Source organism: Ensifer sp. PDNC004 (assembly GCF_016919405.1).
GTDB lineage: Bacteria > Pseudomonadota > Alphaproteobacteria > Rhizobiales > Rhizobiaceae > Ensifer.
Genome location: NZ_CP070354.1, coordinates 395,441 through 411,776, shown reverse-complemented (window position 1 = coordinate 411,776; position 16,336 = coordinate 395,441). Strand labels below are relative to the sequence as shown.

General features: G+C 62.0%; 13 protein-coding genes. 3 read left to right on the top strand and 10 right to left on the bottom strand.

Translation table 11 applies throughout. The features are described from left to right. Positions 1-43: 43 nt before the first annotated feature. A complete protein-coding gene (locus JVX98_RS30270) occupies positions 44-829 on the bottom strand; it encodes a DeoR/GlpR family DNA-binding transcription regulator (RefSeq protein ID WP_205240080.1) in 786 nt (261 codons plus the stop codon). A gap of 214 nt (positions 830-1,043) precedes the next feature. Here JVX98_RS30270 and JVX98_RS30265 point away from each other — a divergent pair, with 214 nt between their 5' ends. Further along, positions 1,044-2,081 (top strand): GlxA family transcriptional regulator, encoded by a 1,038-nt coding sequence (locus JVX98_RS30265; protein WP_205240055.1) that lies wholly within the window; start codon positions 1,044-1,046, stop codon positions 2,079-2,081. A gap of 73 nt (positions 2,082-2,154) precedes the next feature. Here JVX98_RS30265 and JVX98_RS30260 read toward each other — a convergent pair whose 3' ends face one another. The 7 genes from JVX98_RS30260 to JVX98_RS30230 all read right to left on the bottom strand — a co-directional run bounded on the left by JVX98_RS30260 (position 2,155) and on the right by JVX98_RS30230 (position 12,516). Further along, positions 2,155-4,164, bottom strand: a complete 2,010-nt coding sequence (locus JVX98_RS30260) for a putative 2-aminoethylphosphonate ABC transporter permease subunit (protein WP_205240079.1) — start codon at positions 4,162-4,164, stop codon at positions 2,155-2,157. Positions 4,165-4,166: 2 nt separating this feature from the next. Beyond that, on the bottom strand, positions 4,167-5,348 hold the full coding sequence (locus JVX98_RS30255; RefSeq protein WP_205240054.1) for a putative 2-aminoethylphosphonate ABC transporter ATP-binding protein: 1,182 nt from the start codon (positions 5,346-5,348) through the stop codon (positions 4,167-4,169). Positions 5,349-5,429: 81 nt separating this feature from the next. After that, complete coding sequence (locus JVX98_RS30250; protein WP_043616072.1) at positions 5,430-6,452, bottom strand: putative 2-aminoethylphosphonate ABC transporter substrate-binding protein; 1,023 nt, start codon at positions 6,450-6,452, stop codon at positions 5,430-5,432. Between the two features lie 363 nt (positions 6,453-6,815). Further along, the gene (gene phnY, locus JVX98_RS30245; protein ID WP_205240053.1) at positions 6,816-8,270 is read right to left on the bottom strand and encodes a phosphonoacetaldehyde dehydrogenase; all 1,455 of its coding nucleotides are present in this window, start codon (positions 8,268-8,270) and stop codon (positions 6,816-6,818) included. Positions 8,271-8,280: 10 nt separating this feature from the next. Then, on the bottom strand, positions 8,281-9,543 hold the full coding sequence (gene phnA, locus JVX98_RS30240; RefSeq protein ID WP_205240052.1) for a phosphonoacetate hydrolase: 1,263 nt from the start codon (positions 9,541-9,543) through the stop codon (positions 8,281-8,283). Positions 9,544-9,558: 15 nt separating this feature from the next. Beyond that, positions 9,559-10,761, bottom strand: coding sequence for a 2-aminoethylphosphonate--pyruvate transaminase (locus JVX98_RS30235; protein ID WP_205240051.1), 1,203 nt, complete (start codon positions 10,759-10,761; stop codon positions 9,559-9,561). Between the two features lie 102 nt (positions 10,762-10,863). Further along, positions 10,864-12,516 (bottom strand): Na/Pi cotransporter family protein, encoded by a 1,653-nt coding sequence (locus tag JVX98_RS30230; protein WP_205240050.1) that lies wholly within the window; start codon positions 12,514-12,516, stop codon positions 10,864-10,866. Positions 12,517-12,633: 117 nt separating this feature from the next. Between JVX98_RS30230 and JVX98_RS30225 the strand changes: the two genes are divergently transcribed. Then, positions 12,634-13,509: a LysR substrate-binding domain-containing protein gene (locus JVX98_RS30225; RefSeq protein ID WP_043616065.1), complete on the top strand. Its 876-nt coding sequence runs from the start codon at positions 12,634-12,636 to the stop codon at positions 13,507-13,509. A 220-nt stretch (positions 13,510-13,729) separates the two neighbouring features. After that, the gene (locus JVX98_RS30220) at positions 13,730-14,029 is read left to right on the top strand and encodes a hypothetical protein (protein WP_192448357.1); all 300 of its coding nucleotides are present in this window, start codon (positions 13,730-13,732) and stop codon (positions 14,027-14,029) included. Between the two features lie 91 nt (positions 14,030-14,120). Here the strand turns inward: JVX98_RS30220 and doeB are convergent, their stop codons facing one another. Next, positions 14,121-15,131, bottom strand: a complete 1,011-nt coding sequence (gene doeB, locus JVX98_RS30215) for a N(2)-acetyl-L-2,4-diaminobutanoate deacetylase DoeB (protein ID WP_192448356.1) — start codon at positions 15,129-15,131, stop codon at positions 14,121-14,123. Between the two features lie 3 nt (positions 15,132-15,134). Then, positions 15,135-16,316, bottom strand: a complete 1,182-nt coding sequence (doeA, locus tag JVX98_RS30210; RefSeq protein WP_192448355.1) for an ectoine hydrolase DoeA — start codon at positions 16,314-16,316, stop codon at positions 15,135-15,137. Positions 16,317-16,336 lie beyond the last annotated feature (20 nt).

Here is a 16,336-nt window from a genome sequence, read left to right as displayed (position 1 = left end):
ATGCGGGTAAAGAACAAGACATAAAGTTACAAAATATTACATTTCATAATTCTGCGACGACCAAGGCTGGACCTTTGCGCTCAAGCGCCTCGCGGATTGCCTCCGGCGGATGCCGGTCGACAATCACCCCGGCCGCCGCTTCGAACCGGGGAATACGCAACGGCGTCAGCCGTCCGAACTTGGAACTGTCGAGGACGAAATAGGCCTTGGCCGCCGTTGCCACCATGCGCGAGCGCTGCTCGGCGCCGCTGCGGGTAAAGTCGGTCACCTCGCCATCCGGCGACAGGCCGCCGCCGCCCAGGAACGCGACGTCGACACGGAAATGGCTGATGGCCTCGAGCGCATCGATACCAATGGCCGCTTCTTCATCCGGATCTATTTCGCCGCCGAGCATATGGACGCGCACCTGGGGCTGACGGCACATCAACAGGGCAATCGATAGAGAAGTCGTACAAATCGTTAGGTTTTTTCGCCCAGCCAGAGCATGGGCCACAGCAAGCGTCGTCGTGCCGGAATCAAGGAAGATCACCATGCCGTCGCGCACGAGACCTGCCGCCGCGCGGCCGATCAGCGCTTTTGGCCCGGCATTCTCCTCCCGCCGCTCGACAAAGGCTGCCTCGGTTGGCTCGAACAGGGTGGCACCGCCATGGACAAGATCGAGTTGACCGCGATCGGCAAGAAGCTTCAGGTCGCGCCTGATGGTCTGACGCGAAACATCGAAGAAGTCCGCAAGCTCGGTGATACCAACGGTACCGTCGACTGCAAGACGCCTGAGGATCTCGCCGTGACGGCGAGGAGCAAGAGCGCGAGCGTTTTGTTGTTCTGACATGTGACTATCTGTGTTCATTTTTGTCCATTTGACAAGCTGCGGCGCCTGTCCACGCCGCGACGCACATCGCAAACCACTTCCCCTCCCCGGATTCAAGCGAATTTCATTGGATCCTCGCTCAAACGGGGATTGGCAACAACGCGAAATGTTGCATAATGTAACTATTGTTCCCCAGTCGTACCACGTTGACGCCTTTCGTGATCAGGAAGAGACAATGCAACAGGCATGTGCGCAGGCTCGCCACTTCACCTTCTACCTCCTCGATGGGTTCGCCCTGCATGGTTTTTCGGCAGCGATCGAAGCGCTGCGTCTTGCCAATGACGTTGTCGGCCGCCCGATATACGGCTGGCACCTGGTAACGTCAGATGGTGAACCCGCCATCTCATCCTGCGGCACAGGCATCCCGGCAGCGGGGCCGCTCTCGGCCGAACGCACCCGGTTTGGCCGCGGTACCGACACAGGCTTCGTCGTCGTCTGCGGCGGCCGCACGAAGCCGCCGGCCGACAGGGCCCTTGAGGCCTGGCTGCGATCAGGCGCGCGCAGCAATGCGTGCCTCGCCGGGTTTGGCGGCGGCGTCTACTGCCTGGCGCGTGCGGGGCTGCTTGATGAGCGTCGCTGCGCCGTCCACTGGGAACACTTTCCCGATTTCTCCGAACGGTTTTTCGTCGCAGACGCGCACCAGACCGCATTCGAAATCGACGGCGGGATCTACACCTGCGCCGGCGGCAACGCGCCCTTCGACATGTTCCTGCACATCATCGAAGCGGACCTTGGTCGGGACGTGGCCACCCGTATCTGCGAGGCAGCGCTCTGTGAGCGGCTGCGCGAGACCGGCGAGCGCCAGCGCCTGCCGCTGCAGGCGCGCCTCGGCATCGACAATCCGCTATTGATCCGTGTCATCGAAAAGATGGAGGCAAATCTTGCCGAGCCGTTGAAGCTCGCCGACATGTCACCATCGACCGGATTGTCCCGGCGCCAGATCGAGCGCCTGTTTCGAAGGGAAATGGGCCGCACGCCGGCGCGCTACTATCTCGACCTGCGGCTGGAGCGCGCCCACCTGCTGCTGCTCACCTCCTCCCTTCAGGTCATCGAGATCGCAGTCGCCTGCGGCTTTTCCACCGCCTCGCACTTTTCCCGAACCTACCGCGAACGCTACGGCCTTACGCCGCAGCGTTCACGTCTCAACGAGATGGAGCGCCTGCGCACCGGAAGCGGCCGCAAGGCTGTGATGGCGGAGCTCCGGGTGGCTTAGGGAGGGGCGCAGAAAAAGCGCCGCCCCCTTCAGAGCGAAGGGAGGCGGCGCTTTGCAAAGGCCTGGAAGCGACTTAGCGCCAGGCCTGGGTGCGCGCGAGCAAGCCGCGGGAGATCAGCGCGTGGACAAGCTTGGCCGCAACGTTCGTGTAGAAGATCATCATGCCCATGGCCGCCGCCGGCGCGATGTCGCCGGCGTCATCCATGTTGAGTACGGCAACCGACGCGAGTTTCGTATCGGTCGAGTAGAGAAACACCACCGCCGAGACGGTCGTCATCGCATTGACGAAGAGATAGATCGCGATGTTGAGGATCGCCGGTAGGCAGACCGGCACCGTGACCCGAAAGAACAGCCGATGGAAAGGCTGCTTCAGCGAGGCGGCGACGGATTCGAATTCCGGGTCCATCTGCTTCAGTGCCGTCAACGCGGTCAGGTGCGCGACCGTGTAGAAGTGCGTCACGGTCGAAACGACCAGGATCGTCATCGTGCCGTAGATCGGGTGCAGTGGATTGGCCGGGTTGTTGAAGAAGAAGATATAGGCAAGGCCGAGCACCATGCCGGGCACGGCCATCGGCATCATTGCGAGGAAATGAAACAGGCCGCGGCCGAAGCGGAAGCCATCTGCCTTCTCGACCATGTAGGCGCCGGCAAAGACGATGACCGAACCTAAGAGCGCCGTCAGCAATGCGAGCTGGATCGAGTTGCCATAGGCGGCCCAACCGCCACCATCCATCAGGTCGAACGCGAAGTTCTTGGCTGTCAGCGTCAGGTCATAGGGCCAGAATTTCACGACCGCTGCGATCTGGCACATGGCGATCATGCCGAGAATGAACAGGCTGACCAAGCAGGCGAAGGCAAAGCAGAGCGTATCCGTGCGAGCATTGCGTTTGGGCGTGTAGGGCACGGCGCGCGCCGACAGGAGCGCCACCTGACGTTTCTGCATGCGCTGGTCGACATAGAAGGCAAGCACCGCCGGCACGAGCAGGATGACGGAAACGACGGCTCCCATCTCGAAGTTCTGCTGGCCGATCACCTGCTTGTAGATATCGACCGCGAGCATACCGTATTGCCCGCCGATCACCTTGGGCAAGCCGAAATCGGTGATGACAAGCGTGAAGACGACGAAGGCTGCCGAGACGATCCCGTAGCGCGCGCCGGGCACCGTGACCGTCGTAAACGTGCGCCATTTGCTGGCCTTCAACGAAGTCGCTGCCTCGTAGTGCCGAGCATCGGCGACGGAAAGGGCGGTCAGGATGATCAGAAAGGCGTGCGGCAGGGTGAAGAAGATCGAGCCGATGACGATGCCGATCGGTCCATAGATGGAATAGCCGAGCAGCCAGTCCTTGAAGACCCCCTGATTGCCGAAGAGATAGACGAGCGCGATGCCCGGCAGCAGGGAGGGTACGAGGATCGGGATCGTCAGGATGCCGCGAAAGAGCCCTTTCAACGGCATGCAGCTTCGTGTCAGCCCAAAAGCGAGCGTAAAGGCGATCGCAACCGTGAACACGGTGCTGATGACCGCCATCAGCACGGAATTGTAGATCGACTGGGCAAGGGCTGGCGTCGAGAAATACGTGCTGAAATTCTCGAAGCCGAGGCTGCGTGCGGGCCGGAGCACAACACGCCGGAACGTGCCGGAATCGTATTCGCGCCACTCCGTGCCCTTCTCCAGCGTGGAGCCGACCAGGAAGGCCGCGTCATCGCTGGTGCCGCGAATGCGGTAGTGGACGGGACTGCGGAATTTGAACTCCGGGAAGAACTTCGTGGCCGCAAGCCGCCCGTCGGAACTCACCGACAGCTCGGCTTCCGTCACGGCAGCGAGTGTACGGTTCAGGTCTTCGGCGCTAGCGATTGGACCCCAGTTCGCACCGGTCTCGTCGCTCACCTGGAACTCGAAGGCTGAAAGCTCGAACCTATAGGTCGAAAGCGACTTCGACAGCATCACGAAGAGCGGTGCGCCGAGTGCCACCACCAGATAGAGCCCGATGACCGCCATGAAGCCGAGCTTGACGCGATCGTCTTTGGAGGACTCCTGGCGCAGCCGCTTGCCGATCAGGGGAAGGTGGGGTGCTTCCAGAACCATGTTCATCGTCCGGCACCCCTCGGATAGAGCAGCAGGCGCTCGCGCGGGATCTCCACCTGGATAGCGCCGCCGGTTTCGATCCGCAGACGTCTGACCGCGTTGACCGAGAAGTCGGCAACCAGCGTGCGTTCGCCGAGACGGGGTGCCGTCAGGCACGTGCGCCAGAACATGCCGAGGAACTCCATCTCGCGCACCTCGGCGTCAATCAGGTTTTGCGGTGTGGCCGGCCGGTCGCTGGCGTTGACGGCATGGGCATCCGCTCCGTGGGGAATAATGTCGACCGGGCGAACGACTGCCGTTGCCGCATGGCCGGTGGAAAAATCCTCCGTCGAACAGCAGAAGGCAGAGTGGCCGATCTCGACTTCGCCGTCTCCGAGTACACGGGCTTCGAACTGGTTGGTCTCGCCGATGAAGTCGGCGACGAACAGCGTCTCGGGATGACGGTAGATTTCGGTCGGCGAGCCGACCTGCTCGATGACGCCGTGGTTCATGACGACGATCCGGTCGGCCATGGCGAGCGCCTCCTCCTGGTCGTGCGTCACCATGATGGTGGTGACGCCGAGCTTTCGCTGCAGCGCCTTGATCTCATGGCGAAGATGCACGCGGACCTTGGCGTCGAGTGCCGAAAGCGGTTCGTCGAGCAACAATAGCCCCGGCGAAATGGCGATGGCGCGGGCAAGCGCGATGCGCTGCTGCTGGCCGCCGGAAAGTTGGGCCGGATATTTTTTGCCGTGAGCGGAAAGGCCGACGGTTTCCAGGAGTTCGGCGACCCGGGATGCAACACCAGCCTTCGATCGACCTGTGTTTTCCAGGCCGAAGGCGATGTTCTGTTCGATGGTCAGGTTGGGAAAGAGCGCGTAGGACTGGAAGACGATGCCATAGTCGCGGCTCGAGGCCGGTAGCGTCGAGATGTTGCGTCCGTCCTGCAGGATGGCGCCCTTGGTCTGAAGATCGAGACCGGCAATCGCCCGAAGCAGCGTAGTCTTGCCGCAGCCGGAGGGGCCGAGGAAACAGATGAACTCACCCCTGGCAATGGAGAGCGAAATATCGCGCAGCGCGACGAAATCGCCATAGGTCTTCCACAGGTCCGAAATCTGCAGATAGGGGGCGGTGTCCGTCGCCGCGTAATCGGCAGTCAGCGAACGGCTGGTTGGTGTCGGTTCGATCGACAGGGCATGCCTCATCTGCAAGCTCCGCTGGCTTGAGGAATCTCAGGAGAATGCGAGCGGGCGCAGCGCAATCGCGCTGCGCCCGGCCGATCAGGCTCAGCTCTTCGGCTCAGACTTGGCGTCGTAACGCTTCTGCCATTCCTTGAGGATTGCCGCGCGGTTGTTGGCGGCCCACTCGAAATCGTTGACGATCATCCTGGATGCAATGTCGTCCGGCAGGTGCTCGACCTGCTTGGCGACGCCCGGATAGGCAACGACGGCATAGCCGGCATTGTACATCTCGTTGGCTTCCTTGGTGACCGACCAGTCGACCAGCGTCTTTGCGGCTTCGAGATTTGCCGTGCCGGCGATGATCGCGGTTGCCTCCGCCTCCCAACCCGAACCTTCGGCGGGGAAGATGATGTCGATCGGTGCGCCGGCGCTCTTGGCCTTGGCGCCCGGGAACTCGAAGGACACGCCGATCACCGCTTCGCCGGCACCTGCCATCTTGCACGGCTTGGAACCGGAATGGGTGTAGGCGGAGATGTTCTGGTGGAGCTTGTCCATAAAGTCCCAGGCCTTCTCGTCACCCCACATCTGCATCCAGCCCGAAACGTCGAGGAAGCCGGTGCCCGAGGATGCCGGGTTCGGCATCACCACATGCCCCTTGTATTCGGGGTTCGTCAGGTCCTTCCAGCTCGTCGGCGGCTTGAGGCCGAGCTTTTCACCTTCGGCCGTGTTGTAGCAAAGAGCTGCGACATAGGCGTCCATGCCGACCCAGCTCGGCGGCGTGTCCTGGTCGACGAATTTCGGGTCGAGCGCCTCGACGCCGGCCGGCTTGTAGGGCTCGAGCATGCCTTCGGTTTTCAGGAGCAAGAGCGAGGTGGCGGCGAGCCCCCAGACCACGTCGGCCTGCGGGTTGTCCTTTTCGGCCAGCAGCTTTGCCGTCATGACGCCGGTGGAATCGCGAACCCAGTTGATCTTGATATCCGGGTGCGCCTTCTCGAAGGTCGCCTTGTAGCGGTCAAGGTCGACGGCCTCGACGGCGGTGTAGACAGTGAGCTGGGTTTCAGCAAAGGCGACAGCGGGAAGCACGGCGGAAGCAGCACTGGCAAGCATGATGAGCATGCGTCTGTTCATGTTGAAGTTCTCCTCTGAAGTCCTGGAAATACCGGGGAAGCACGGCGGGCAATCTTGCTGCTGCCCTGTTGTGATCGGCTTCGGGAACCATTCTGCGCAGCGGTTTCTGGTAAGTAAAATTTATTATTCTTATCGTTCAGAAGATAAAAACTATGGATGCTCTGCCACAAAACGAGGCAAGCTGGCAGGCAGACGATGAAGCCATGAGCAACGCCCAGGACAACGTCACCCGACCTGCAAAACGAAGAGGCAGATCGACGATTGCGCGGGAAACGAGCTGCCGCGACCGTCCGGCGTTCAATAAAAAAGGGAGCCGCCATGGCAGCTCCCAGAGGGGTGAACCTGCGGGGGAAACGCGTCAGATCACCATGGCAAGGAGAAGGTCTTGACGTTGGTAAAGCTCTTCATCGCCTCGATGACGCCTTCCTTGTAGCCGTTGCCCGAATCCTTGATACCGCCGAAGGGGCTCATCTCGATGCGGTAGCCCGGCACTTCCCAGATGTTGACCGTGCCGACCTTGAGGCCCGCGATGTACTTCTGCATGCGCCGGAAGTCGTTGGTGCAGACGCCGGATGAGAGGCCGAAGGCGGTCGAGTTCGAGAGCGCGATCAGCGCGTCGTCGTCATCCGGCGCGCGCACGATCGGTATGATCGGCGCGAAGGTTTCCTCCATCACCAGTTCGCTCGAATGCTTGACCCGGTCGACGACGATCGGCGGCAGGAGGGCGCCCTTGCGGCCCGGATCGTAGAGGATCTCCGCCCCCTCTTCCGCTGCCCGGTGTACCCGCTTTCCGAAAACTTCCGCGGCCTTGGCATGGACGACCGTGCCAAGGTCCGTCGCGCGATCCATCGGATCACCGAACTTCAGCTTTTTCGCCCGCTCCAGCACCAGCGGCACGAAACGATCGGCAACGCTTTCCTGGCAAAGGATGCGCTTTACCGCCGTACAGCGCTGGCCGGAATTCTTCGTCGCGCCGGCAACGGCCAGATCCGCCGCCCTGGCGAGATCGGCGTCCGAGAGATCGTTGAGGATGATCAGCGGGTCATTGCCGCCAAGCTCCAGGATCTGCCGCTTGTAGTGGGCGTGAGCCGCGATCAGCTTGCCGACAGGAACGCTGCCGGTAAAGGTGATGAGGTCGAAGTTCGGATTGGTGATCATCTCCATGCCGATATCGGCGGGCCAGCCGGTCACGACCGAGAGCATTTCCGGCGGCAGGCCGGCCTCATAGAGAATGTCGGCGAAGATCAGCGCCGTCATCGGCGTCAGCTCGGTCGGCTTCAGCACCACGCAATTGTTCGTCGCGACCGCCGGCGCCACCTTGTGCGCCACCATGTTGAGCGGGTGGTTGAACGGCGTGATCGCCGAAATGGCGTTGAGCGGTTCGCGCGTGGTGAAGATCTTGCGCGCCTTGCCATGCGGGGTGAGGTCGCAGGAGAAGATCTCGCCGTCGTCATGGATGCACATCTGGCCCGAAAGCGTCAGCACGTCGAAGGCACGACCAACCTCGTAGAGCGAGTCCTGCTTGGAGATCCCGAGCTCCAACGTGATCAGATCGGAAATCTCCTCCTTGCGGGCAACGAGCAGGTCCGCGGCCTTGAGCAGGATACGCTGGCGCTCGTAGCGCGTCAGCTTCGGCTGGTAGGCAGCCGCGATCTCGAAGGCCTTGCGGGCATGCTCGGCGCTGCCCGCCGGCACCGTGCCGATGACGGCATCGTTGAAGGGGTAGCGCACCTCGACGCGCCCTTCGGTATCGACCGCCTTGCCGGCGATGCGCATGGGCTCGTGGCGAATTGCAAATGCCGTTTCCACCTTGGTCATCGCTCCCTCCCTAGTGTGCTGTCTGGGCTGCGGCGACGAGCGCGTAGTAGAACGCATCGAAATTGCGCAGCGATGCGGATGTCAGCAATTCGGGCAGCTTGCGGTTGGCGATGAACGGCACCGCCTGTTCGGTCAGGCCACCATGCGAGCGCAACGGTTCGTTCAGCGCCGCGAGATCATGACGATGTTCGCTGGTGCCGAGCGTCTTGTTTTCCGACGAGATCAGCACGAGATCGCCGATCCGGTCGTCCGGCAACTCAAAGCGTACGCAGGCTTCCGGGCGGGAAAGCACCACATCGATGCCTTCGATCGCCTGCAGCCGCTCGATGATCTCCTCCTTGTCCGCACCTTCGGGCAGGTAGGCCGTGGCAAACGAGCCGAGTGCGCCGTGATGCACGACATAGGGGTCGGTGATCGGCAGGATGACGCGGGCCGCGTCCTTTCCGAGCCATTGGTCGAGCAGGTCCTGTACATAGATGACGTCAGGCGAACCGTCCGCCTTGTGCTTCGGCTTCATGCCGTGGTCGGCCGTGACGATGATGGCCGCGCCAAGCGCGTCGAGTTCGGTCAGGTACTTGTCGAACATCTCATAGAAGGCATTCGCCTGTGGAACGCCCGGCGCATATTTGTGCTGCACATAGTCGGTCGTCGTCAGGTACATGACGTCAGGGCGGAATTCCTTGAGCAGCTTGACGCCGGCGGCAAAGACGAATTCGGATAGATCCGCCGAATAGACTTCCGGCACCGGACGACCAAGCCAGGCCGAGGCATTGTCGAGGCCGTTTTCCGCCTTGGTCGTCTTGTCGGCCTTTTCAGACGAGAAGCAGATTGCCCTGCCCTCGTCGAACTTGAGCCCGTGGCCGAGCAGCGCCCTGAGCTTGTCCTTCGCCGTCACCACGGCGACCTTCGCACCGGCATCATAGAACGCCTTGAAGATGGTCGGCGCGCGCAGGAAGCGCGGATCGTTCATCATCACTTCGTTGCCGGTCTGCGGCTCGTAGAGATAGTTGCCACAGATGCCGTGGATCGCCGGCGGCCGGCCGGTGGCGATGGAAAGGTTGTTCGGGTTGGTGAAGCTCGGGATAACGCTGAGCGCGGTGCGCTCCGTCCCGGTCTTGCGGATGCGCTCGAGCGTCGGCATCAGCCCAGCCTTGATGGCTTCGTCGAGATAGGCCGGTTCGCAGCCGTCGAGGCAGATGGCAATGGCCGGGACATTCGGCCAGGGATAGGTGCGGCGGTTGGCGGTAACGGTGATCTTGGACATCTTGTTCATCGTAATTTCCTCAGTTCAGGCGGCGAGACGGCGGCGTTCTTCAAGGGCGACGGCCGGGGGAGCGGCGCTGTCGACGCCCATTTCGGAGAGTGAATTGCGGGCGGCATCGACCACGCTGCGCATGACGTGTTCGTCCATGCGGCCGATGCAGCCGACGCGGAAACTGTCGACCACTGTCAGCTTTCCCGGATAGATAATGAAGCCTTTGTCCTTCATCAGGTCGTAGAAGCGATCGAAGGCGAAGGCGGGATGAGCCGGGCTGAAGAAGGTGACGATGATCGGCGACAGCCACTGGTCGGCAAGCAGCGTCTCGAAGCCTGCCTCGCGCATGCCGGCGACCATGACGTCGCGGTTGCGGGCATAGCGGGCTCCACGACCGGCGACACCGCCCTCTTCCCGATGCAGGCGCAAGGCTTCCAGGAAGGCCGCGACCACGTGGGTCGGCGGCGTGAAGCGCCACTGGCCCGTCTTGTTCATGTAGTCCCACTGCGCGTGCACATCGAGGCTGAGCGAATGGCTACGCCCCTTTGCGGCCTCCAGCTCCCTCTTGCGGGCGATGACGAAGCCGAAGCCGGGCACACCCTCGATGCACTTGTTGGCGGAAGAAACGATCGCCTCGTAGCGGAAATCGGCGATACCGGCCGGCACTGCGCCGAAGGCGCTCATGGAGTCGACCAGCAGCTTGCGACCGCGGGAGTAGACCGTGTCGGAAATCTCCTTCAGCGGATTGAGGATGCCGGAACTCGTTTCGCAATGGACGACCACGACATGGGTGATAGCAGGGTCGGCATCGAGTGCCGCTGCAACCTCCGGACCGCGCGGGGGCATATAGTCGCCCTTGTCGATCGTCACATGGTCACGACCGAGATAGGACAGCGTCTGGGCAATGCGCTTGCCATAGGCGCCGTTCATCAGCACCAGCACCTTGCCGTCCTTCGGGACGAAGCTGCCGAGCATGGCCTCGACCGAAAACGAGCCGCTGCCCTGCATCGGCACGCAATCGTACTCGCCCTTGGTATCGCCGGCGATCTCCAGCAGTTCCTGGCGGAGCCTGGCGGTCATTGCCCGGAAATCGCCATCCCAGGAACCCCAGTCCCGCAGCATGGCTTCCTTGACCTGATAGGCCGTGGTCAGCGGACCGGGGGTCAGGAGATAAGGCTCGCCCAGCCTTGGCGTTTCCAGGGGCGCGATGGTTCTTTCAGAAGCGGTGTTTGGCATTGTCCGTCCTCGCGGTTGGCGTGTTCGAGAACGACAATGGGGTGGAAAGATCTATCTGTAAAATCGTTCTTTTGTATCAATCTATCGATGGAAATTATACATCTAGGCGGCCGGCACCAACCGGCTTTCCAGAAGGTCGCCACTCTCGCGCAGGCGCGGATAGGCCATGGTCGTCACCAGCGAATTGACCTCCTTCAACGCTCGAACGATCTCCAGGTGCATGTCGCTCGAAAGGATGCTGGTCGCGATGCCCTGCCGAAGCCGTTCCAGATGGCACTTGCTGCTTTCGTCGACCAGGCGACGCACATGTTCCTTCTGCCGAACCATTTCGCGCGCGATCACCGGATCCGGGGAGACGAGAAGATTGGCCGCCAGCCTGACGTTGGACGACACCGCCGCATGCAGCAAAGTGAGCTCCTGCCATCCCTCCTGCGAGAAGGTGCCTGCGCCGGCAAGCCGCTCCTCGGCCATTTGCAGAAGGCTTTTTGCGACGACGTCTCCGGCATATTCGAGATGGATCGCCGCTTCGGTGAGTTCGATGCCGCGTCGCGATTGTTCTTCGGTGAGGACGCCGCGGTTGACGGCGGCGATGTAGAGCTTGATCGCACTATGGGCCACGTGGATGTCGCCGTCGATGCTTCTGAGCGCCTTCACCGCCTGCGGTGTCGGCGCGTGAATGACGGTCATGACGGGCTCCAGCATCCGGGCGATAAGATTGCCCATGTGGAGCACCTCGCGTGCCGCGGCCGCGAGCGCCTGCGCCGGTTTGTCGATCAGCGCCGGGTCAAGGGCGCTCACATGAGCCGCTCGGTCATTGGCACCGGCGGCCTGCGGCATCAGCAACCGAACGAGGCGCGCCATCGGGCCGCAGAAGATCACCCCGACGAGCACAAGAGCAGCGTTGAAGAGCACATGCAGATTGACGAGCTTGCCCGCCACGGTCTCCCCGGGCAGCCAGTCGAACGGAGAATGCAGCGAAAATAGGCCGAAGATCGCTGCGCCGAACAGGGCGCGGAAGAGGAGATTGCCAAGCGGCAGGCGCCGGCCTTCGACCGGTAGGCCGCGGGTCAGCCACAGTGCGATGAGCCCGCCGCCGACGTTGACGCCGAGCACCAGGGGAATGCCGACCTCCAGGGGCACGATGCCCTTCACGGCAAAGGTCAGGATAAGCAGGATCGCCGCCACGCTGGAGTGCAGCGCCCAGGTGAAGACGGCAGCAAGGATCATCACGGTCAAGGCATCCTTGCCGATGAAGGCGACGACGGAAGGCAGCATCGGGCTCTGCGAGAGCGGCTGCGTCGCATGGCCGATCATCTGCAACGAGAGCAGCAAGAGACCGATGCCGAGCAGGGCGCGCCCGGTCTCCACCGCCTTGCGGGTCGATGCCTTCAGATGCGCGAGACCGCCAACGGCGATCAGAAGCGGCGCCAGCCAATGCAGGTCGAAGGACAGGATCTTGACGACGAGCGCCGAGCCGAGATCGGCGCCAAGCAGCACCGCCAGGCCCGTATCAAGCGCCAGCGCACCGCTGACGGCAAAACCGGCGGCAAGCATGGCGACCGCGGTCGAACTCTGCAGCGCAATGGCAACGGCGCAGCCGCAGATGGCAGCACGCGGTCGTCCACCCGCGCCGCCGACGGTGCGCGCGACGATGTCGCCTGCCGCTGCCTCGACACCCTTTTTCACGAGGCTCACGGCGTAGAGCAGGAGGACGGTGGCGGCGGCGAGCTCGAGGACGACGGCCGGGAGGTTCATGAGGCGCGCTCCGGATAGAGGTGGAATCCGAAAACTATCCGCGCCCGCTTTACATAAATCAAATCGTTCGTTTTAATCAAACCATCGATCAAATCTATTCAACGAGGCGTCGTACGCATGCGCTATGTTCAGCTCCGCGCCTTTCACAACGTCGCCATCCACGGCGGCTTCTCGCGCGCCGCCGAAGCGCTCTTCCTCACCCAGCCGGCGGTCTCGGACCAGGTGCGCAAGCTCGAGGAGGAGTACGACGTCCTCCTCTTCAACCGGAACAAGAAGCAGGTGACGCTGACCCAGGCCGGCCAACAGCTCCTGGAAGTCACCCGCCGCATGTTCGACGTCGAGCAGCAGGCGCTCGATCTCTTGTCGGAATCACGGGCGCTGAGAGCGGGAAAACTGCGGATCGTCGCCGATGCCGCCCACCACCTGCTGCACATCCTTGCCGCCTTCCGGCGCACCTATCCGACCGTCCAGGTCTCGATCGATTCCGGCAACACCGAAACCGTCATCACCAGCCTGCACGCCTATGAAGCGGACATCGGCGTTCTCGGCGAGATCCCGCAGTCGAGCGACTTCGACATTCTGAAGCTCAACTCCACGCCGATCATCGCCTTTGCGAGCCGCGACTACCCGCTGCAAGGCAAGAAAAAGGTGACTTTCGCCGAACTCGTGAAACACCCCCTGGTCATGCGCGAGCAAGGCTCCAAGACGCGGCAAAAGCTTGAGACGATGTCGCAGCAATGTGGCGTGCAACTGACGCCGCTCATCGAAGCCGAAGGTCGCGAGGCGGTTCGCGAGATCGTCGCCGCCGGCGGCGGCGTCGGCTTCGTATCGTCGGCAGAGTTCGGCCAGGACAGCCGCCTCATTCCCATCGAGATCGACGCGCCCGAGATGCTGATGGACGAAGCACTCATCTGCTTGCGCGAGCGTAGCAACGGAAAACTGGTCAGCGCCTTTTTCGACATTGCGCGCAGGCTCACCGCTACACCGGCCTGATCATCACCCGGACGGCAGCGACGCAATTCATCGCGCCAACCAGCCACCATCGACCGGGACGACCGCTCCATGCGGTCACGGTCATCGAAAATCCTATGAATGCGCACTAGGGCCGGCGCTTCGCGTCACGTCTCACAAGGCATGTCACGCAACTGTCACGCGCAATAGATCAGCAAGACTGCTAAGAAGTAGAAAAAGCAATCATTGCTCGAGTGGCAAAATGCCCCGATACCTCTTTCATATTCACCTGTCCGGCAGGATCAGTCGCGATGACCATGGGGCGTTTCACGCCAATGACAGTCAGGCGGTGACCAATGGCAGGTCGATCGCCGACAGGATCGCGGAAGACGACAGGCACCGTAGCGTCATCGTGACTGTCGAACGCGCAGGCGGCATTGTCCTGGCGCGCGTGACTGCCAGGCGGGCCATGCCACCCTGGCAATCTGCGAGTTCGAAATTCGAGCACGCCTGGAGAGAACTGGCCGGCTTTGACGTCAGCCAATTCCGCAGGGTGCGTTAGAAATTCAACTCACGCCTTATCGACGCGAGCACGGACTTCCCCATCGAGGGGCGATGGCTTGCGAGCCACGGCCGCCGGTGGTCCATAAGCCCTATGCAGGGACAATGGTTGCCAGCACGCTGACGCAATCGCCAGATTTGACGAGGCCGGGGAAATGGCGGGCGACGAGGACGCCGTCCATCTTTGCCCTGATGTCCAGCGGTTCGGCGCCGGTGCGGCCGATCGCATAGATGCGGGCGACGACTTGCCCGCTCTTCACCTGGTCGCCGAGATCGACGAACGGCTCGATAAGGCCGCTGTCCTCGGCAAAGCAAAAGCAGTTTCCGTCGGGCATGTCGAGCCACGTGGTTTCTGCGCTTGCGACCGTGCCTTTCAAGATGCCCGCCGCCTTCAGCACGTTGGAAACGCCCGTCTTGGCAATGGCAGCACTCCTGGCCGTCACCGTCCCACCACCGCCAAGCTCGGTGGTGATGAAAACCTTGCCCATCTCCTCCGCGGCCGTGTCGTACATGCCGACGGCATCGATCTCCAGCATCTTCATAGACCATGGGGCGCCGAATGCCCTGACGAGGTCAAAGGATTTTTCCTCCTGTGCCTTGTCCAGCAGGATGTGGGCCGCGCAGAAGGGCAGGAAATCGAGCGTCTTTCCGCCGGAATGAAAGTCGAGCACGATATCGGCAAGCGGTAGCAGCGTGCGCTGGAAATAGTCGGCAATCTTCTGGGTCACAGTGCCGTCCGGCGCGCCCGGGAAACTGCGGTTCATGTTTCCCTTGTCGATCGGCGAAGTGCGGGCGCCGGCCAAAAAGGCCGGATAGTTCATCGCTGGCACGATGATCACGCGACCCGTGACGTCCTCGGCCTTCAGCGTGCGGGCGAGATCGAAGAGCGCAATCGGCCCCTCATATTCGTCGCCGTGGTTGCCGCCGGTGAGAAGGGCCGTCGGGCCCTTCCCGTTCTTCACGACCGTCACCGGGATCATTACCGAGCCCCAGGCGGAATCGTCGCGGCTGTAAGGCAGACGCAGAAAACCGTGATGAACGCCTTTGGCCGAAAAATCGACCGTAGAACTGATCGGCGACGGACGAAGCGTTGCTTCCCGCATGGTTCAATCCTTCACGAAAAGCTTGCGCGGCACGTTGGCGAGGCACTCGACGCCGCTATCGGTGATCAGGATGCTTTCCGTGGTCTCGAAGCCCATGTCCTCGAGCCAAAGCCCCGTCATGAAGTGGAAGGTCATGCCCGGCTTCAGTTCGCTGCGGTCGCCGGGTCGCAGGCTCATTGTGCGCTCGCCCCAGTCCGGCGGATAGGAAACGCCGATGCCGTAGCCTGTGCGATTGTCCTTCACGATGCCGTATTTCTTCAGCACGGCGAAGAAGGCGTTGGCGATATCCTCGCAAGTATTGCCGGGTCGCGCTTTTTCGAGGCCTGCCTCCATGCCCTCCAGCGTGGCCTTTTCCGCGTCGATGAAGGCCTGCGTCGGTTTGCCGAGGAAGACGGTGCGCGAGAGCGGCACGTGGTAACGGTGATAGCAGCCGGCAATCTCGAAGAAGGTGCCCTCGCCTGTCTTCATCGGCCGGTCGTCCCAGGTCAGGTGTGGCGCAGAAGCCTCCACGCCCGAGGGTAACAGCGGCACGATTGCCGGGTAGTCGCCGCCGATGCCGTCGACGCCACGGGTTCCGGCATCATAGATTTCCGCGACCAGATCGCATTTGCGGATGCCGACCTCGATCTTGTCGAAGATGCGCTCATGCATCTTTTCGACGATCCTTGCGGCGTTGCGCATGTAGCCGATTTCCGCCTCGCTCTTGACCGCGCGCTGCCAATTTACGAGGGCGGTCGCGTCGACGAAGCGGGCGTTCGGCAGGTGCTTCACAAGCGACGCGAAGGCGGCGGCGGAGAACCAGTAATTGTCCATCTCCACGCCGATCGTCAGCTTGTCGAGGCCGCGTTCGGCAAGCTTGGCCGCAAGGTAATCCATCGGGTGGCGCTCGGTGGACTGCACATAGTGGTCCGGATAGCCGATGATGTTTTCATGCTTGAGGTAGGCGGTGAACTTGGCGCCGTTGGCATCCTGGCCGCGGCCGTACCAGATCGGTTCGCCCGTCGGCGGCACGACGACACATTGGTGCACGTAGAAGGACCAGCCGTCATAGCCGGTCAGCCAGTTCATGTTCGACGGATCGCTGACGATCAGCACGTCGATGCCCTTGGCCTCCATGGCTTTCCGCGTTTTTTGAAGACGCGTTTCATACTCCGGAAGTGAGAACTTCAGGTTCGCTTGTTTCATCGGTTTTTCCTCTATACCCG

Excerpts from the sequence above, each read along its gene's own strand:
- doeB (WP_192448356.1), bottom strand. The coding sequence starts at position 15,131 with ATGCGGGAAGCAACGCTTCGTCCGTCGCCGATCAGTTCTACGGTCGAT.
- doeA (WP_192448355.1), bottom strand. The coding sequence starts at position 16,316 with ATGAAACAAGCGAACCTGAAGTTCTCACTTCCGGAGTATGAAACGCGT.
- JVX98_RS30250 (WP_043616072.1), bottom strand. The coding sequence starts at position 6,452 with ATGAACAGACGCATGCTCATCATGCTTGCCAGTGCTGCTTCCGCCGTG.
- JVX98_RS30270 (WP_205240080.1), bottom strand. The coding sequence starts at position 829 with ATGTCAGAACAACAAAACGCTCGCGCTCTTGCTCCTCGCCGTCACGGC.
- JVX98_RS30265 (WP_205240055.1), top strand. The coding sequence starts at position 1,044 with ATGCAACAGGCATGTGCGCAGGCTCGCCACTTCACCTTCTACCTCCTC.
- JVX98_RS30260 (WP_205240079.1), bottom strand. The coding sequence starts at position 4,164 with ATGGTTCTGGAAGCACCCCACCTTCCCCTGATCGGCAAGCGGCTGCGC.
- JVX98_RS30255 (WP_205240054.1), bottom strand. The coding sequence starts at position 5,348 with ATGAGGCATGCCCTGTCGATCGAACCGACACCAACCAGCCGTTCGCTG.
- JVX98_RS30230 (WP_205240050.1), bottom strand. The coding sequence starts at position 12,516 with ATGAACCTCCCGGCCGTCGTCCTCGAGCTCGCCGCCGCCACCGTCCTC.
- phnA (WP_205240052.1), bottom strand. The coding sequence starts at position 9,543 with ATGAACAAGATGTCCAAGATCACCGTTACCGCCAACCGCCGCACCTAT.
- JVX98_RS30235 (WP_205240051.1), bottom strand. The coding sequence starts at position 10,761 with ATGCCAAACACCGCTTCTGAAAGAACCATCGCGCCCCTGGAAACGCCA.
- JVX98_RS30220 (WP_192448357.1), top strand. The coding sequence starts at position 13,730 with ATGCCCCGATACCTCTTTCATATTCACCTGTCCGGCAGGATCAGTCGC.
- phnY (WP_205240053.1), bottom strand. The coding sequence starts at position 8,270 with ATGACCAAGGTGGAAACGGCATTTGCAATTCGCCACGAGCCCATGCGC.
- JVX98_RS30225 (WP_043616065.1), top strand. The coding sequence starts at position 12,634 with ATGCGCTATGTTCAGCTCCGCGCCTTTCACAACGTCGCCATCCACGGC.